At 46.2% G+C, this 18629-nt stretch carries 8 protein-coding genes and 5 tRNA genes; 12 read left to right on the top strand and 1 reads right to left on the bottom strand.

The annotated features are described in order from the left end of the window. Nucleotides 1–26 precede the first annotated feature (26 nt). The 3 genes from recC to recD are packed head-to-tail and all read left to right on the top strand — an operon-like array spanning nt 27 to nt 9353. Nucleotides 27–3584 carry an exodeoxyribonuclease V subunit gamma gene (recC, locus tag ACOSVP_RS08630; RefSeq protein WP_487347090.1) on the top strand — a complete coding sequence of 1186 codons (3558 nt, stop codon included), beginning with the start codon at nt 27–29 and terminating at the stop codon, nt 3582–3584. Beyond that, complete coding sequence (gene recB, locus ACOSVP_RS08625) at nt 3581–7336, top strand: exodeoxyribonuclease V subunit beta (protein ID WP_487347089.1); 3756 nt, start codon at nt 3581–3583, stop codon at nt 7334–7336. Before recC ends, recB begins: the two co-directional genes overlap by 4 nt. Then, complete coding sequence (recD, locus tag ACOSVP_RS08620) at nt 7329–9353, top strand: exodeoxyribonuclease V subunit alpha (RefSeq protein ID WP_487347088.1); 2025 nt, start codon at nt 7329–7331, stop codon at nt 9351–9353. Before recB ends, recD begins: the two co-directional genes overlap by 8 nt. 48 nt (nt 9354–9401) lie before the next feature. On the opposite strand, the gene msrA is transcribed toward recD, so the two are convergent. Continuing rightward, nucleotides 9402–10061, bottom strand: a complete 660-nt coding sequence (msrA, locus tag ACOSVP_RS08615) for a peptide-methionine (S)-S-oxide reductase MsrA (protein ID WP_487347087.1) — start codon at nt 10059–10061, stop codon at nt 9402–9404. A 154-nt stretch (nt 10062–10215) separates the two neighbouring features. On the opposite strand from msrA, the gene ACOSVP_RS08610 reads away from it, so the two are divergent. From ACOSVP_RS08610 to ACOSVP_RS08570, 9 genes are all read left to right on the top strand, one after another. Next, nucleotides 10216–11106 (top strand): hypothetical protein, encoded by an 891-nt coding sequence (locus tag ACOSVP_RS08610; protein WP_487347086.1) that lies wholly within the window; start codon nt 10216–10218, stop codon nt 11104–11106. 125 nt (nt 11107–11231) lie between these two features. Next, nucleotides 11232–11308, top strand: a tRNA-Met gene (locus ACOSVP_RS08605). A gap of 64 nt (nt 11309–11372) precedes the next feature. Continuing rightward, nucleotides 11373–11449: transfer RNA gene (locus tag ACOSVP_RS08600), tRNA-Met, on the top strand. Between the two features lie 44 nt (nt 11450–11493). Continuing rightward, nucleotides 11494–11570: transfer RNA gene (locus ACOSVP_RS08595), tRNA-Met, on the top strand. Nucleotides 11571–11614: 44 nt separating this feature from the next. Beyond that, nucleotides 11615–11691, top strand: a tRNA-Met gene (locus ACOSVP_RS08590). 48 nt (nt 11692–11739) lie between these two features. Further along, nucleotides 11740–11816, top strand: a tRNA-Met gene (locus ACOSVP_RS08585). Between the two features lie 647 nt (nt 11817–12463). Continuing rightward, nucleotides 12464–15574: a type I restriction endonuclease subunit R gene (locus ACOSVP_RS08580; RefSeq protein ID WP_487347085.1), complete on the top strand. Its 3111-nt coding sequence runs from the start codon at nt 12464–12466 to the stop codon at nt 15572–15574. 33 nt (nt 15575–15607) lie between these two features. After that, entirely contained in the window at nt 15608–17245 is a 1638-nt protein-coding gene (locus tag ACOSVP_RS08575) for an HsdM family class I SAM-dependent methyltransferase (RefSeq protein ID WP_487347084.1), read from the top strand. Further along, a complete protein-coding gene (locus tag ACOSVP_RS08570) occupies nt 17235–18476 on the top strand; it encodes a restriction endonuclease subunit S (protein ID WP_487347083.1) in 1242 nt (413 codons plus the stop codon). Before ACOSVP_RS08575 ends, ACOSVP_RS08570 begins: the two co-directional genes overlap by 11 nt. The last annotated feature ends 153 nt before the right edge of the window (nt 18477–18629 follow it).

Genomic DNA, 18629 nt, shown 5'->3' with positions numbered 1-18629 from the left:
ATCGTTATTTGGGTTAGGAGTGTCACGTGAGTAATTGGCCGACGGGATTGATGGTCATTCAAGGCAATCGTCTTGAATCCTTAAAAGATGTGCTGGTAGAGTGGGTCAAGCGCTATCCGCTGGAGCCCCTCGAAACAGACAAGTTCTTGGTGCAGAGTAACGGTATTGCACAGTGGTTACAGCAAGCCATTGCCCAAGATGCCTCCGAAGGTGGTTGCGGTATTGCGGCATCCATTGATGTAGCCTTGCCAGGGCGTTTTATTTGGGAAGCTTATCGTGCGGCGTTTTGGGAGCTGGAGACTCAGTCACCCTTTGACTTAAAACCTATGACTTGGCGTTTATTTCGCCTGTTAAATACCCTAGAAGATATTAATCAAGACGGTCATTACGACGCCTTGCTCAACTTTATGGCCACCGGCAAAAGCCATGAACATCGCCGTTTTCTGTTGGCTGAGCGTATTGCCAAACTGTATGACCAATACCAAGTCTACCGTGCTGACTGGTTACAAGCCTGGGAAGCGAATTTAGACGTTTTATCCACCCGCGATGAAGTGGCTAACAGCCAATCCAAAGCAGTTCCTGAAGACCAGATTTGGCAGCCGATGCTATGGCGTTATCTGGTGCAAGATGTCCAGCAAGATCCAGAATTTGCTGGCGATGCTCGAAAAATCGTAAACCGCTCTGAAATCCATAAAGACTTTATTGAATACTGTCGTAATGCCGAGTCGTTGGAAGGCTTGCCGCGTCGCGTGATCATCTTTGGTATCTCGTCGCTACCGAATCAAACCCTTGAAGTACTGCAAGCCATCGCGCCTTTCACTCAGGTGTTATTATTTACCATGAACCCCAGTGAATATTTCTGGGGCGATTTGATCGAAGGACGACAGCTACTTCGTCAAGCCAAGTCCCGCCGACCTATGCGGGAAGGGCGTCCTCAAGGCAAAGAGATCTCCTTGGATGAAGCCCATTTATACGGCAATCCGTTGTTGGCTTCTTGGGGCAAGCTGGGCCGTGATTACCTTCACTCTCTGGATGAAAAAGATCAGCCGGACAGCTATCAACGCTTCTTTGTCGACAGCAAAATCGATTTGTTTGAAGCTCCTGGAGTAGATTGCTTATTGCAGCAGCTGCAAGACGATATCTTTCAGCTACGCAGTTTAGAAGACTGCCAAGCGCTTGAGCGTCCAGTTGAGTCAAACGATGAAAGCATTCGCTTTGTGGAAACTCACAGTCGTCAGCGTGAAATCGAAGTGCTGCATGACTTGCTACTAAATGAATTTGAACAAGCGCAGCAAAAAGGCGAGTCCCTAGAGCCGCGAGATATTCTGATAATGGCTCCGGATATCAATGTCTATGTGCCACATATCGAAGCGGTGTTTGGGCGTTTTTCGAAATATGGTGAGCATGCGGATGAGCGCTTCTTGCCATACCATGTGGCCGATCAAAGCGCTCGTCAGCAGCATCCGATTGTGGCAGCTTTTGAATCTTTATTGTCGATCACACGCTCACGCTTTGAAGCGACCGATTTACTATCTTTGCTCGATATTCCGGCCCTGCGTGCTCGTTATGGAATTAATGAAGCCGATGTAGCTCGTTTAAAGCACTGGATTGAAAGTGCCAATATTCGTTGGGGCTTGTCACAGTCTCAGCGTCAGTCGCTGGGCTTAAACAGTGCCAATGAACAAAATACCTGGTTGTTTGGCTTAAAACGTATGTTGCTCGGTTACAGCGTCGGTGATGGGGAAATCTGGCAAGGCGTATTGCCCTACGGCGAAATTGGCGGGCTAGAAGCACAGATTCTAGGGCAAATGCACCGCCTGATTGATGATGTGCAAAACGTCTGGCAGTCCTTTGTTGAGCCCAAGACCTTGGTTGATTGGAGTGTGGCGTTACAAGGGCTGCTGGATACCTTCTTTAATCCAAGCAATGATCATGAGCGCCGTGTGATCACCCGTATTGCTGAGCAGATCGAACAGCTTGAAGAGCAAGTCAAAGCCGCAGGTGTCGATGAAGAGCTAGTCGCTGTTGATGTGGTGCAAGAAACCTTTATGGGCCAGCTTGATGAACCAGCCTTAAGTCAGCGCTTTTTATCTGGCTCAGTGAACTTTGCTACCTTGATGCCGATGCGTGCCATCCCGTTTAAACAGGTTTACTTGATCGGTATGAACGACGGCGATTACCCGCAAGTCAGTACGCCGATGGATTTCGACTTGATGGTGGGGGACTACCGTCCGGGTGACCGTTCCCGCCGTGAAGATGCCCGTTACCTCTTTCTAGAAGCCGTGCTATCAGCCCGCGATAAGCTGGTCATTAGCTGGCAAGGACGCAGCGCTAAAGACAACAGCGAGCAACCGCCTTCAGTGTTGGTGGGGCAGTTACGAGATTACCTCAATAAAGCCTGGAGTGATGACAAGCTGTCTGAAAAGCTTACGCGCGACTATCCGATGCAATCCTTCAGTCGTCGTTATTTTCAAGGCGATGCGCCAGTCTTTACCTATCAACATGAATGGCAAACGGCCTATGACAGCGCGCCTACTATGGAAGAGAAACAGGCCAAGTTACCAACTTGGCAGCCCGATGCGCCGCTCAATGCTCGCAAACTGACGGCCTTTTATCGCTCTCCAGTGGATGCCTTGTACAGCGAGCGCTTGGACATCCGTAAGCCAAGTGAGATCCAAGAAACCAAGGTGGTGGAAAACTTCGAATCCGATGGTTTAGAAGAGTGGCAAGTGCATGAGCACATGCTGCAATACGCTAAGCGTCATGAGGTCACCGAATCCCAGTGGGATGATCGAGTAGAAAATGAGCTGGAGCGGTTGATCGCCGCAGGGGAGTTGCATGGCGGTGCCTTTTCGCAAATCCGTCGTGAAAAGCTGTTTCCGACCAAGGTGAAGCAACTGTATTTCGGCTGGAAGAAGGCTGTATCGGGTCATATCCCGACAGTCGATACGCTTCGACAAGCAGAATTTAGCGTAAAAATCGGCGAGCAAACGGTTAGCTATGAAGACGACTTAGATCGACTCTACCGCCCCGATGCAAATGGCCAATTAGTGCAGTTTATTATGCAAACCTCCAATGCCTACAAAGACAGCCAGATTGCTGAAGAAGCCAGCATTGAACGGGAAGTGACGGATAATAAGGTGGGAACAGCGACCACTTGGCGCAATTTAGTCAACGCTTGGGTACGTCACTTGGTCGCTAATGTGGTCCATCAACGACCAGTGGATACTCAGTTAATGACGCCTAATGGTGATATGCGTTTTTATGGTATGGAAACCAAAATGGCTAAGAAAGAGTTTGAGTCACTGGCGGCTGCTTGGTTAAAGGCCATGCATGAACCGCTTTGTTTTGGTATCAATGGCGGCATGGGCTTGTTGGTGTCTAGCCAACGTGCTCAGAAATCTGAGCAAGAGCGCATGATTGAAAATTATCTAAATCAGGACTTGGATAAAGCCCGCAATCACTATGCTCGTTTGCATATTCAAGAGCCGTTAAGCGATGCGCAAGTGAAAACCCTAGAGCATTACGCCAAGCTACTTTGCGAGCCGATTTTGCGCAGTTTGAAGAAGGAGGAAAACGCATGAGCGACGTGACCAATCAACTTGACCCATTAACGTTTCCTCTGACGGGCTCTGCTTTAATTGAAGCCAGTGCTGGTACCGGTAAAACCTATACTTTGGCCTTGTTGTACCTGCGCTTAGTGCTGAAACACGGTGGTGATAACAGCTTTAGTGATTATCTCTTGCCGCCCAATATTCTAGTGGTGACCTTTACCAAGGCGGCGACCCGTGAATTGCGTGATCGTATTCGTGCTCGCTTGGTCGAGGCGGCGAACTATTTTCGTTTACAAGACGAACCAGAGAAGCCAGATCCATTACTAAAGGCCTTAAAACAAGAGATTGCTAAGGAGCAAGATCTGAACAGTGCTGCCCGTCGCCTAGATGTGGCGGCGGAGTGGATGGACGAAGCAGCCGTGTCCACCATTCACTCTTGGTGTAGCCGAGTGTTGTCCGAACATGCGTTTTACAGCGGTTTGAACTTCCAGCAAACCCTGATCGAAAATGAAAAGCCACTGATTATCCAAGCCTGTGAAGACTATTGGCGAGAGAAGGTATTTACCCTAGATGAGCCTGAGCTACGCCAAGTGTTAAGCGTCTTCAAGTCGCCCAATGCGCTCTACAAAAAGGTCAATGCACTGATTTATAAAACAGATGCTTTTACAAAACCAGAGATGGAACTGTCGGATAAGCTTCAGGCCATTGAAAAGGATCGTGCGGAAGAAATCACCAGCCTGAAACAGCAAGTGAAAGACGCTTTGCCAGCGTTGATCCAAGGTCATGAAGCAGCCACTAAGAACAAGTTGATCAACGGTCGTTCGCTTAATAAAAAGCATCTAGAGGATACCTTTGATGCATTACAAACTTGGTCTAGCAGCCAAACAGATAGCCTGTCGATCCTGCATAAGTTATTTGACGGTAAAAGCTTTGCCAAAATTGCACTGCTAGAAACGGGGCATTGGAAAGATCCCAGTCAAATTACCATTGACCTTAAAGCGGCGGCCGCTTTGGCTCAATTGCCCGAGGCCGTTGAGCAATTAGCAACGCCAGATGAATTCTTAATTAGCCATAGCAGTCATTGGGTTGCCGAGCGTGTTGAGCAAGAAAAAGTACAGCGCGGTGTGCTCAGTCAAAACGATCTGCTGTCTAAGCTGGATAAAGCATTGCAAAGCGAAGGCGGTTCGCGTCTGGCAGAGGTGATTCGCAAACAATTCCCAATTGCTCTGGTGGATGAATTCCAAGACACCGACCCAGTGCAATATCGCATTTTTAATACCATCTACAATGTGTCTGAGCCGCACCCAGATACCGGCTTCTTTATGATCGGTGACCCAAAGCAGGCCATTTATCGCTTTCGTGGGGCGGATATTTTTACCTACCTATCGGCCAAGCGTGACACGGGTGAACGTCAATACACACTGACGCATAACTATCGTTCTGCTCACGAGTTGGTGGCGAGCGTAAACCACTTTTTCGAACATGGCGAAGCTCATCATCCAAAAGGCGCGTTTCTTTTTAAAGACGCTAAGCAGAATCCCATCCCGTTTCAGCCGGTCGGGGCTGGTAAAAAAGATGAAATTGAGTTGCTGATTCATGGTAAGCGTTGTGCGGTACAAAATCTTTGGGATTTGACGCCTAAAGAAAGCGAAGATGAGAAAGAAGCGAAAAGCCCGGATCGTGCCAAAGTGACGGCCAATGAAGTGGCGTCTTTGCTGAATTTATCCCAAGCCGGTAAGGCTACGATCAATCTAGGTGAGGGCGCTCGTGCGCTGCAGCCAAAAGACTTTGCTATCTTGGTCAATAGCGGCAATGAAGCGAAACAGATTCGTCGTGCCTTATTTGAGCTCAATATCGCCAGTGTCTATTTGTCCGATGCCAGCGATGTGTTTGAAACAGAAGAAGCCGACGATGTATTGCGTTTGTTACGAGCCATGGCAGAACCCTTTAATAGCTTCCATTTACGTGTCGCGCTTGGCTCGCGCTTAATGGGCTTGTCACTCATTGATTTGGACCGACTTAATCATGATGAGCTGTTTTGGGAAGGCTTTATCGAGCTGTTCCGCGGCTATCATAAGCATTGGTATGAGTTTGGTGTGATGGCGGTATTGCATCGCTTCTTCACCGAGCAAAATGTCACCGGACGCTATTTATCTGAGCCTAATGGCGAACGTTCCATTACCGATTTGTTCCATATCTCTGAATTGCTGCAGCAGGCCTCGGAGACCATTCAAGGCCAGCAGGCTTTGATTCACCATTTGGAGCAACGCATCACCACGGAAAAATCTGGTGAAGAAAGCACGCAACAGCGTCTTGAGAGTGATGCCGACTTGGTGCAAGTGGTGACCGTGCATAAATCCAAAGGCCTTCAATACCCCATCGTGATGTTGCCGTTCTTGGATTATGCACGACCCGTGAAATCCGGCGATTTTCCGATTGAATACCACGATGAGATGGAAAATCTCGCACTGACCTTCCAAGCCTCAAGTGACGAAGTAGAGCTGGCCGACGGGGAGCGTCTCGCCGAAGACGTGCGTAAAATTTACGTGGCCATGACCCGTGCTATCTGTGCTCAGTGGATTGCGATTGGCGATCCAAAGCGTAATAAGGATGGGGAGGTCGGCGAAATAACTTCCGCTGCTCATGTGCTGTTGGGGGTTGACGAGCGTTCGGTGGTGGATATCGCCAATGATATGCCAAGCACCTTTACTGTTGTGTCAGTCAAAGAAGAGATCGACGCCTATCAAGGTAACGATACATTAGAATTTCGTGCCGCTCGCCAGGTGCAGAACTTGGGTATTGAGCCTTGGTGGATTGCCAGTTATTCCTCGTTTACTTATGGCGGTAAGGAAGGATTGGAATTTCCTACCAGCACCACCTCAGAGCAACCAGTGGATGAGCAACTCGCTGACGATGAAGATCTTGTGATCGAAGGCGATGCATTGCCTAAAACAGGTGAAAAACTGATGCATCGTCTGCCTCGCGGCAGCCATATCGGTACCTTTTTACATGGAATTTTAGAGTGGGCGGCAGAGCAACGTTTTCAAACATCAGACGGGCAACGCTTACAAGGTTTTGCCGCGGCACATGCGGATGAATCTGCGCGTTTAGAAATGCTCGAAGCCCGTTGTCGCAAGCGTCAATTGGAAACCTTTGTGCCTGAGCTTTCGAGTTGGTTGGAGGCTTTTCTCGGGACTCGTTGGCAATTGGATCAGCTGCCATCGAGCAAGTGCTACCGCTTTAGATTGATTGACTTGCCACCCAAAGATGTCGCAGTGGAGTTGGAGTTTATGTTTGCGGCCAATGCCGTGCACTCCCAGTGTTTGGATGCCTTGGTGCGTCAATACACTTGGGGCGGTTTGGAGCGTCCCGCGGCGAACTACCAGCAATTAGAAGGTATGTTTAAAGGCTTTATCGACTTGGTCGCGCATATTGATGGGCAATATTATGTGATCGATTGGAAGAGCAATTATCTTGGTGAACAGGATGCTAGCTATGACGCAGACAGCTTAAAAGCTGCGTTGCTGAAAAAGCGTTATGACTTGCAATATGTGTTGTATTTGGTGGCCTTACATCGACACCTAAAAGATCGCATTCCACATTATGATTACGATAAGCATGTGGGTGGGGCGGTGTACTTCTTTTTACGTGGTTTTGAAAACACCGATACCCAAGGCTTAATTATGGATAAGCCAGCAAAAGCTTTGATTGAAAAACTGGATGCCATGTTTGCCGGTGAAAACAGCGTCGATGCGGTGCAGCAGGAGCTTGAATATGTTTGATATGGAAAACTTAAAACACTGGGTCGATGCCAAGCTGGTGCGTTATGTGGATTACGCCCTGGTGAAATGGATGAAGGAAGAAGAGCCAGAGCTAGCCGATGCGATCCTGCCAGTGTTGATGACCGCCAGTTACAGTGCTTCCTTAGGCCAGGTGTGTATCGATATCGGGCAATGGTTAAAAGCCCCAGAAAGCTACTTGGGGGCGTTTGAAAGTGAAGATGAGCAGGCTCAAGCATTGCATCAGAGTTTGCGTGATTGGGCCGCAGAAATGCCGCTTAAGGACTTGCTGCAAGCTTTGCTGAACAGTAAAGCGATTGCTTCGGATGTTGGTGATTCAACTAAGCAAAACACGCCGTTTGTATTGGTACAGCATAACGGCGCTTGTTTGCTTTATTTACGCCGTTACTGGCAGGCTGAGCAAACCATCGTCTCTGGGATTAATCAGCGTCTTAATCGAGCTACCAGCGTGTCTGAGGACGATATCCGTGAGCTGTTAGGTGCCTTGTTTCAGGATGCCTCTGAGCACAGCACCGATTGGCAGAAAATCGCCTGTGGTATTGCTGCCAGTAACCATTTTTCCATTATTACCGGTGGCCCAGGTACCGGTAAAACCACCACCGTATTAAAGCTTTTGGCGCTGCTTCAAGGGCAACGGTTAAAGCACCAATTACCACCGTTGGCGATCCGTTTGGCGGCACCAACTGGTAAGGCGGCCGCTCGCTTGAATGAATCCATTGCCGCGAACTTGGCGCGTTTAGAATTGCCGGAGCTGGGTGGCATACAGCCCTCGGATCTAAAGCAAATTATTCCGACGCAAGTGACCACCTTGCACCGCTTATTGAAACCAAAGCCAAATTCGCGTCAATTTAGCCATAACAAAGCCAATCCTTTGGTGGCGGATATCGTGGTGGTGGACGAAGCCTCCATGATTGATATTGAAATGATGGCCAGCTTGTTTGACGGCATTGAGCCGGATACTCGGGTGATTTTGCTGGGTGATAAAGATCAGCTCGCCTCGGTAGAAGCTGGTTATGTGCTCGGCGATCTGTGTCGTGGGGCGACTGATGGTAACTACACCAGCCATACCGCCGCGTGGGTTGAGGAGGTTTGTCATCAAACCATCCCTGACACCTATATTGACGATGATGGCACTACGCTTAACCAAGCGGTGTGTATGCTGCGTCATAGTTATCGCTTTGTTGAAGGGGGCGTGATTCATCAGTTAGCAAGTTTGGTCAATAGCGAGATGTCAGAGAAAAAGCTGCCCAAACTGCAGCAAATCTTTGCCCAAAGCGAACTTGAGTCGCCAAGTGCGCCAGCACTTCGACATCTGGTTCAGGATCAATCGGCTCACACTGACTTGACTCAAGAGGTGCGTCAGCTATTGGTATCTGGCTATGGCGAGTACTTAGATCTGGTCAACGCCATACCGTCGATATCAGCAGGCTCGGAAGCGTTTGATGCTTGGGGTAAGCAGGTGCTTGAGAAGCATGTGAGCTTCCAATTGTTGGTGGCCATGCGCCGTGGTGAATGGGGCTTAGAGGGCATGAATCATCGTATTGAGCAGTTGCTACTCAAAGCCGGTAAGCTCAGATCGGTCGCCAGTTTGTGGTATCTCGGACGACCAGTGATGGTGACGCAAAACGATTACAGTGTTGATCTGATGAACGGTGATATCGGCATCAGTTTGCTTTACCCCATTAATGGTGAATTAAAGCAGCGGGTGATTTTCAGTGATGGTAAAGGGGGCGTGCGTTGGGTGCTACCAAGTCGCTTACAAAGTGTCGAGACGGTGTTTGCCATGACGGTGCATAAATCCCAAGGCTCTGAGTTCACCCATACGGCCATGTTATTACCGAGCCAAAGCTCGCCGATTCTGACCAAAGAGCTGATCTATACGGGCATTACTCGCTCTAAGCAATACTTCACCCTAATCTCGGGCAGTCAGCCAGTATTAGAAGAAGCCATGAACCGTAAGGTTGAGCGTAGCAGCGGCTTAAGCTTGTATATCGGTTAATTTATGCAGCAGAAAGGGCGATGAAAAACATCGCCCTTTTTTTGTGTCTTATAGGTCAAGCCCAATTGGGCAGCCGACGCCAGTACCTGCTAGACCACAGTAGCCATTTGGGTTCTTAAACAAATACTGCTGATGGTAAGTCTCAGCAAAGTAGAACACCTCTAGTGGTTCAATTTCTGTGGTGATCATGCCAAAACCTGATTGCAATAAGCGTTGTTGGTAGCGAGCCTTGCTAGCCAAGGCGATTTCAAGGTCTTCGTCATTCACGGTGTAAATAGCCGAACGGTATTGGTTGCCAATGTCGTTGCCCTGGCGCATGCCTTGGGTTGGATCATGGTTTTCCCAAAACACTTTTAGCACTTCATCGAGCGAAATCTCATCTATATTAAAGATGACTTTCACCACTTCAGTATGGCCGGTTTGGCCGGTACAGACTTCTTCATAGGTTGGGTTAAGGGTATATCCGCCCGCATAACCCACTGCCGTAACCTTGATGCCGGGAGTGTTCCAGAACTTGCGTTCAGCGCCCCAAAAGCAACCTAGAGCAAGGTAAATCTCCTTTTCATGCATTTCTGAATGGCGTTTTATGTTTTCTTTTGTAACTAAATGGGTTTCTTCTATGAATATTGGTTCACTACGACCTTTTAGTGCCTCTTCTTTTGATGGAATTGTACATTTTTTCAATAACTTATCTGTTAATTCAAACATAAAAATAGCCCTGAATATGTGATATTTAATCTGGTTATATAATAAACAGTTTTTACATATGGTTACGCTTAGATGCAAAAATCTACTATGTAAAGATGGTTTTAAAGGTAGCCTAGCATAAACTTGATTTATCTATTTTAAGGATGCCGCATTTATGGCCGATGCATTAATCATTTGGGACGCTCGCGAGGAAAATGAAGCCCTAAAAGCCTTCATTGATGAATTCGCGTTTGAGCTTGGGCGCTTTTCGCTCACGTCTCGAATTGTGTCCCTGTCATACACTACGGACAGTGCTCAAGATCAGATTAAGCCAAGCATGCGCGCCTTAATGGACTTGGTTCATCAAGAATCTCCGTTGCACCTGATTACCTTTGGCTCAAAGCCCAACTCGCTGGCGGCGTTAATCAGTCCGACATTGCGTTGTAAGTTGCATACTAACCGTCTTCCTGAATGGCTGGAAAGCGGCTTGGTGCCTTCTGCGATCGCAAGAATCGCGAGCTACATTCATAAAGAAGATGTGTGGGGCAGTGGTAAGGAGCTAAGTGATTACTTTTATCCGCACTCCAATTCAAAGGCCTCGGGCCAAGTGGTGTGCATTAATGAAGATTCCCAAGCTAAACAGATTACTGAGCATGCCAGTGTGAATGGCATCGTTTGTCAAAGTTTGCCACTGAATGATTTCTTACCACCTTCTAAAGTGATGTTAGAGGAAAGTGGTTTGTTGGTGGTGTCTGCGGATCTGGTCATGAAATGCAATATCATTGAAGTGGCCAACGGCTATGGCATTCCGGTGTTATTGATTTCGCCGGACGATCGCAACTTTGGTATCCGTGATGGTGAAAACGGCTGGGTGGTCAATTCGACACAGCAACTTCACTACACAAACTATCTAATGAACTGGCAGGGCATGTCACAAAATGCGCGCGAAATGATTTCTCGATACTGTCGCCATATTCAATCGGATCAATCTGGTCTGCGTTGTTACTGTTCCTCTTTAGGCTATCCTGAACGATTAGAATTAAAAGATTTTAAGCTAAGGGGTTGACCAATCAGAAAAAGATCCGTACTATGCGCACCTCGTTGAGGCAAGGCACTGCAAAGAGTTGAGCGCAACGACGGTGAGCGAGCAATGTTCGTGATCCAAAAGTGATTAGTTAAAACTAAATCAGGCGCGGGATGGAGCAGCCTGGTAGCTCGTCGGGCTCATAACCCGAAGGTCGTCGGTTCAAATCCGGCTCCCGCAACCATTTAGTTTTTATAGCTACCATAATCACTTGAATAACAATCTTAAACAGTCACTAGACTGAATGACGCGGGATGGAGCAGCCTGGTAGCTCGTCGGGCTCATAACCCGAAGGTCGTCGGTTCAAATCCGGCTCCCGCAACCAATTCTAAGATTCGCATTCACAATCAGTTATCTTTGACTGTCAGGCGCGGGATGGAGCAGCCTGGTAGCTCGTCGGGCTCATAACCCGAAGGTCGTCGGTTCAAATCCGGCTCCCGCAACCAGTTCAAAGATACAAATAGTAAGTCAATTTCTTTAGACTTTCAGGCGCGGGATGGAGCAGCCTGGTAGCTCGTCGGGCTCATAACCCGAAGGTCGTCGGTTCAAATCCGGCTCCCGCAACCAGTTTAAAGAATTGCAAATATAGAAGTCGTACTCTTCGACTTTTTCAGGCGCGGGATGGAGCAGCCTGGTAGCTCGTCGGGCTCATAACCCGAAGGTCGTCGGTTCAAATCCGGCTCCCGCAACCAACTCAAGACTTACACTCCAAAGTCTTTCCTAGCAGTAAATCCAAAGTTTATATCGTTCGGTCATAACCCGAAGCTCGTCGGTTCGCTTGTGATGTCCTGAAACTTATGTCATAGACCACTAAAGCGGTATTAAATGATTTTAAATGGGATATAGCGGGAACGAATCGCTGAAACACAGATGAATAGAAGGCTAGAGCATGTACTCTGGCTTTTTTACGTTTTGGGGAGTGGGAATGCGCGTCTAAACCATTTAGCGCTGAAACGCATCTAATAGCGGCTTATTTGACATAGCCAGAAGAAAATCTAACGTCTACAGCGCCTAATCGAACGCCACGTCTTAAACGTTTTTACCTATCTAAACAACCTTGCCAATCACGCCAGCTTAATCTCCGAACAACTCGCCAGCTACGTGGAGTGTGACACCGATACATCCATGCCTGTGGCGGATTGGGTCTATCAGATTGCGAGGAACAGTGCCTCGAATTTATGGCAGAGCAAGAGCGGGTTTAGGTTAGCGTGAGGGGCGAAACTTAAGTGCCAATTTGGCTTCTAGTAAGGGTGCAAAGTAAAGATAGTAGTTACAAGACTATGAAATCTTAAGGAGTTATACTGCGCTCAGTTGATTACTTATAAACAAGGACTGGTAGATGTTCAACGAAGATTCACGTGTCAAAATCCCTGCAATACTTCACTTAATGCGTTTAGGCTATCAATATCTATCACTCAAAGAGCAAAGCTGGGATCTTGATACCAATATCTTCCCTGATTTATTCAAAACCGCAATTGTTAAAATTAACCCTGGTATTGAAGCTATAGAAGCGGGGCGCTTGCTAGAAGATGTCAAATTATTGCTCGATAACGAAGACTTAGGTAAAGCCTTCTTTGAACGCCTATCGGAGCGTTCAAATACCAAGCTGATCGACTTTGAAAACTTTAATAACAATACCTTCCATGTTGTTACCGAACTGACGTGCCAGAATGGCGATGAAGAGTTTCGCCCTGATATCACACTTCTAATCAATGGCATGCCTCTGATATTTATTGAGGTGAAAAAGCCCAATAACCGCGATGGTATTTTGGCCGAGCGAGACCGCATCAACAAACGCTTTCAAAACCCTAAATTCAAGCGTTTTGCCAACATCACCCAGTTTATGATTTTCTCCAATAACATGGAATACGACTCTAGCGACCCAGAGCCCGTACAAGGTGCCTTCTACGCCAGTAGCTCTTACAACAATCCGATATTTAACTATTTTCGTGAAGAGGAAATCTTAAACTTAACCGCCTTGCTGAAGCAGGTATCGGATGATGACGAGCTAAATGTCTTAAAAGACAATAATCTGGAAGTGATACGCAGTAACCCAGAGTTCCAGACCAACAAGCAGCCAGATCGTCCAACCAACCGCATTTGTACCTCTTTACTCAGTCGTGAGCGCTTAGCCTTTATTTTGCGTTACGCCTTGGTTTATGTGTCCGAGTCAGACGGGCTACAAAAACACATTATGCGTTACCCGCAGTTATTTGCCACCAAAGCCATTGAGAGCAAGTTAAGCGAGGGCGTGAAAAAAGGTATAATTTGGCACACACAAGGCAGTGGTAAAACTGCACTGACGTTTTACAACGTACGCTTTTTAACCGACTACTTTCAAAAACAGCAAGTCATTCCTAAGTTTTACTTTATCGTTGATCGCTTAGACTTACTGAAACAGGCGCAGCGCGAGTTTACCGCCCGCGGTTTAACTGTTCATACCATCAATTCACGAGATGCCTTTACCCGTGACATCAAAGCCACACAGGTGATTCACAACCATTCTGGCAAGCCGGAAATCACTGTGGTGAACATTCAGAAGTTTAAAGATGACCCAGATGTAGTCAGCACTAAAGACTACAATATCGCGATACAACGCGTGTACTTTTTAGACGAAGTACACCGCAGTTATAACCCCAAAGGCAGTTTTTTAGCCAACTTGAGTCAGTCAGACTGCAACGCCATCAAAGTTGGTCTAACTGGCACGCCACTATTGGGGGATGATTACAACTCACGCGTCTTATTTGGTGACTATATTCACAAGTACTACTACAACGCATCAATTGCTGACGGTTACACCTTGCGGCTGATTCGTGAGGAAATCAGCACCCAATACAAAATCGAATTGCAAAAAGCTCTTGAAGAAGCCGAAGTCAAAATGGGCGATGTCGATCGCACGGAAATCTACGCCCATGATAGTTTTGTTGAGCCCATGCTGACTTACGTAATCAATGATTTTGAAAAAAGTCGTGGTGCCCTAAACGATGCAAGTATCGGTGGTATGGTCATTTGCGACAGTGCTAAACAAGCCAAGAAAATGTTTGAAATTTTCAATGGCGTTTATGCTGATACGCCTATTCTACCGAAAGCAATTGGCTCAAATAGTCAGGTTCTCGAAGTCGCTGAGTCTTTGCCAACCTCTTATGCTGAATCTGTTAAAAAAGTGCAAAAAGTAAAATCTGCTGCCTTGATTCTGCACGACATAGGAACCAAAGAAGAGCGTAATGACTGGGTAGAAGACTTCAAAGCCGGTAAAATCGATTTTTTGTTTGTCTATAATATGCTACTTACTGGCTTTGACGCCAAGCGTCTGAAAAAGCTCTATCTTGGTCGGGTGATCCGCAAACACAATTTGCTGCAAGCGCTTACACGTGTGAATCGTACTTACAAAGATTTCCGCTATGGCTATGTAGTAGATTTTGCCGATATTCGTAAAGAGTTTGATGCTACTAATAAAGCTTATTTCGACGAATTACAGTCGGAGCTAGGCGATGAAATGGAGCACTACTCACATCTGTTTAAATCTCAGGAAGAGATCAAGCAAGAAATTGAACATGTAAAAGATGTACTGTTTCGTTTCGAAACAGACAACATGGAAGAGTTCTGTAACCAGATTAGCCAAATGCAAGACCGAGATGCCGTGCTAGCGCTAAAGAAAGCTTTAGCCGATGCTCGCAGCTTGTATAATTTGATTCGCTTACAAGGTGAATATGACTTTTTGGATGAACTGGATTTTACCAAGCTTAATGTACTGTATCGTGAAACCAGCAACCACTTGGACTTACTCAACCTTAAAAATGACTTAGAAAACGGACAAGATACCAGTAATCTGCTCAACCGCGCCTTAGAAGACGTGATTTTTAAGTTTGTAAAAATCGGTGAAGAAGAATTGATACTGGCAGACAAGCTAAAGAATACGCTACGTCAAACCCGTGAAGCACTGGCCAGCAACTTTGACCAGCAAGACCCGCAGTTTATTAATTTAAAAGAAGAGCTAGAGCGGCTGTTTAAGAAGAAAAACTTAAGCGAAGTGACTCAAGATGAAATGGTTGCCAATATAGAATCGCTGAATAAAATTCACGACTGTGTACAAGAGCTTAACCGCCAAAACAACCAGCTGAGGCAAAAGTACCTTGGCGATGCCAAATACACCCGTATTCACAAGCGCTTGCAAGAACGTCAGCAAAGCCAAACTGATATCAGTGAGTCGGAGCGTAAAATCTTCGCTGCATTGGCCGGCGTGAAGCAAGATGCCGACGAACAAGTGCTTAACAACAGCCAAGTCTTGGATAACGAAAGCTACTTTGAGCGCCAAATGATGCCGCTGGTGATTGGCCGCTTTATGAAAGAACAAAACATCAAACTCAACGCCGACGCCTCACGTTACATTAACCACCTAGTCGTCGCGGAATATTTAAAAGAATTTAATACCGGCAGCCAAGCGTGGTAATGCGGGTAACACTGATTAGGAAGTAAACACCAAATGGTTGAATTAGAATTTCAGCAAAAAACCAAAACCCTGATTGATAGCTTAAAAAGCATCTGTGCCAACTATGGTTTAGGTAACGACGGTAACGAGTTCAAAATCATTACCCAAACGTTTTTGTACAAGTTTTTAAACGACAAGTTCGCCTTTGAAGCGAAAAAGCTCGACGATAACATCGCCAAAGCCGATAAGTGGGAAGAAGCCCTAGCAGCCATGTCAGAAGATGACCTCGACATGCTGCAACTGCAAATGGGCGGCGATACTGCGCGGCTAAAAACGCAGCATTTTATTAGTTATCTGTTTAGCCAACAAAACGCGCCCGACTTTGCCAAACTGTTTGATGACACCTTAATTGACATTGCCATTAGCAATAACGATGTCTTCGCGGTAAAAACCGATGGCGGCGCAAAAGTGGTACTGTTCGACCGCATAAGCCAATACATTGCTGACGATTCCAAACGCGATGCCTTCTGCCGAGCCATTATCAATAAATTAGTGGAGTTCAGTTTTGAGCGTATTTTCACGCAAAAATTCGACTTCTATGCCACCATCTTTGAATACTTGATCAAAGACTACAACAGTAATTCTGGCGGTAAATACGCCGAGTATTTTACTCCACATGCGGTAGCGCGCATTATGGCGGAAATCCTAGTGCCAGAAGATCAACGCGGCACTGTGCGTAATGTTAGTTGTTACGACCCATCGGCAGGTTCTGGCACTTTGTTAATGAACGTGGCGCACGCCATTGGTGAAAACCGCTGTAGCATTTACACTCAGGATATTTCACAAAAATCCTCCAACCTGCTGCGTTTAAACCTGATCTTAAACAACTTGGTGCACTCAATCCCGAATGTCATTCAGGGTAATACGGTACTGCATCCCTACCATAAAGACGGTAAAGAGCTAAAACGCTTTGACTACATCGTCTCCAACCCGCCGTTTAAGCTCGATTTCAGTGATTTTAGGGATGACCTCGATAGCAAAGAAAATAAAGAGCGTTTCTTTGCCGGTATTCCAAAGATTAAAGCCAAAGCCAAGGACAAGATGGAAATCTACCAATTGTTCTTGCAGCACATCATTGCCTCACTCAAACCGGGCGGCAAAGCCGCAGTCGTAGTGCCTACAGGTTTTATTACCGCACAATCGGGCATTGACAAAGGCATTCGCGAACATTTGGTGAAAAACAAAATGCTGGCGGGCGTTGTTTCTATGCCATCCAACATCTTCGCCACCACCGGTACTAACGTATCTATTCTGTTTATCGACGTCAGCAACGATGGTGATGTGGTACTGGTCGATGCGTCTAATCTGGGTGAAAAGGTCAAAGACGGCAAAAACCAAAAAACCGTATTAACGCCTGAAGAAGAGCAACAAATTATTGATGTGTTTAACGCCAAAGAAGCGGAAGACGATTTTTCCGTCGCGGTCAGCTACGCCGACATCGAAGCCAAAAACTATTCATTAAGTGCAGGCCAATACTTTGATGTCAAAATCGAATATGTCGATATTACTCCAGAGCAGTTTTCGGAAAAAATGCAGGGCTTTACCAATAATTTAGATAGCTTATTTAGCCAGTCTCGTGATTTGGAAGCTGAGATTAAAAAGCAGTTGGCGGGGGTGAATTATGACCACTAAGCTACTATCCGAAATATCAAAAAACATTTCGAGTGGTTTAACACCACTGAGAAGCAATGCTGAATTCTGGGAAAACGGGACAATTCCTTGGCTCAAAACTGAACAGCTCGGTGAAAAATATATTTATGAGACAAATGAACATATATCCGAAGCTGCATTAGAAAAGACAAGCATTAAGCTGTTTCCTGAAAATTCGCTTTCAATCGCTATGTATGGCGAGGGAAAGACTCGGGGAAACCTTTCTATCCTGAAAAAGGCAATGGCTACCAATCAGGCTTGTTGCAATGTTGTTATAGATCCTAATAAAGCGGACTTTGAATACGTTTACTATTTCTTAAAAACTCAATATGACGAACTCCGAAATCTTTCGTCAGGTGTTCGCAAAAACTTAAATTCGAGCGACATAAAAAACTATCCAATTCGCTTGCCGGAAAATCTAGATAGTCAAAAGAAGATTGCGAACGTTTTAAAGGTGTTAGACCAAAAAATTGAACTCAACAACCGCATTAACACCGAACTGGAAGCGATGGCCAAAACCCTGTACGACTATTGGTTTGTACAGTTCGACTTCCCCGATGCTAACGGCAAACCCTACAAAACCTCCGGCGGTAAAATGGTCTACAACCCGACCCTAAAGCGCGAAATACCGGAGGGGTGGGAGGATTCATCGATAGGAGCTATCGAACCCAATATTGTTACAGGAAAAACCCCCTCAACAGACAATCCTGAGTATTTTGGTGGAAATGTACCGTTTATCACAATCGGTGATATTCGAGGGAATACGTATGTCGTGTCTACCGAGGAAACGCTTAGTGAACAAGGTGCTTCAACTCAGAAAAGCAAATTTTTGCCAGAAGATAGTATTTGTGTAACTTGTATCGCCAGCCCAGGTCTAGTGGGTTTTGTAACTACTCCAGCTCAAACTAATCAGCAAATTAACACTGTTGTATGCAGCAACGAGGTCAATAAGTACTATTTGTATTTTTCAATTAAGACCTACTTTGATGGAGCAAAAGCCAAGACCGGCAACACCTTTGCAAATATGAACAAAGGTGACTTTAGTTCAATTGGTATTATGAAGCCATCGAGCCAAGTGTTGCAGTTATATCACGAAAAGGTACATCCATTATTTCAACAGATAAAATTTAGGTCTGTGGAAAATGAACAGCTGGTAAAGCTACGCGACTGGCTACTCCCGATGCTGATGAACGGTCAAGTAACGGTTAAATAATGAGTTTATTGTATCGGCTATTGCTCACTTTCAACGCAAAACTTATGTGTCGTTAATTTATGAGGTTAAGGAAGTTTTAACAATCCTAATAAAGTAAGTACAAAAAGGGATCATCAACTGTTATGCAACTGGGCTAGAGCGATTGCGCTCTAG

This window comes from Marinomonas sp. HM11-D (assembly GCF_057626615.1).
The sequence above is the reverse complement of the archived record's forward strand: the minus strand, read 5'-3'. Positions and strand labels throughout refer to the sequence as shown.

Coding starts and splice junctions, on each gene's coding strand:
- ACOSVP_RS08610 (WP_487347086.1), top strand. CDS start 10,216: ATGGCCGATGCATTAATCATTTGGGACGCTCGCGAGGAAAATGAAGCC.
- ACOSVP_RS08575 (WP_487347084.1), top strand. CDS start 15,608: ATGGTTGAATTAGAATTTCAGCAAAAAACCAAAACCCTGATTGATAGC.
- ACOSVP_RS08570 (WP_487347083.1), top strand. CDS start 17,235: ATGACCACTAAGCTACTATCCGAAATATCAAAAAACATTTCGAGTGGT.
- recD (WP_487347088.1), top strand. CDS start 7,329: ATGTTTGATATGGAAAACTTAAAACACTGGGTCGATGCCAAGCTGGTG.
- recB (WP_487347089.1), top strand. CDS start 3,581: ATGAGCGACGTGACCAATCAACTTGACCCATTAACGTTTCCTCTGACG.
- ACOSVP_RS08580 (WP_487347085.1), top strand. CDS start 12,464: ATGTTCAACGAAGATTCACGTGTCAAAATCCCTGCAATACTTCACTTA.
- msrA (WP_487347087.1), bottom strand. CDS start 10,061: ATGTTTGAATTAACAGATAAGTTATTGAAAAAATGTACAATTCCATCA.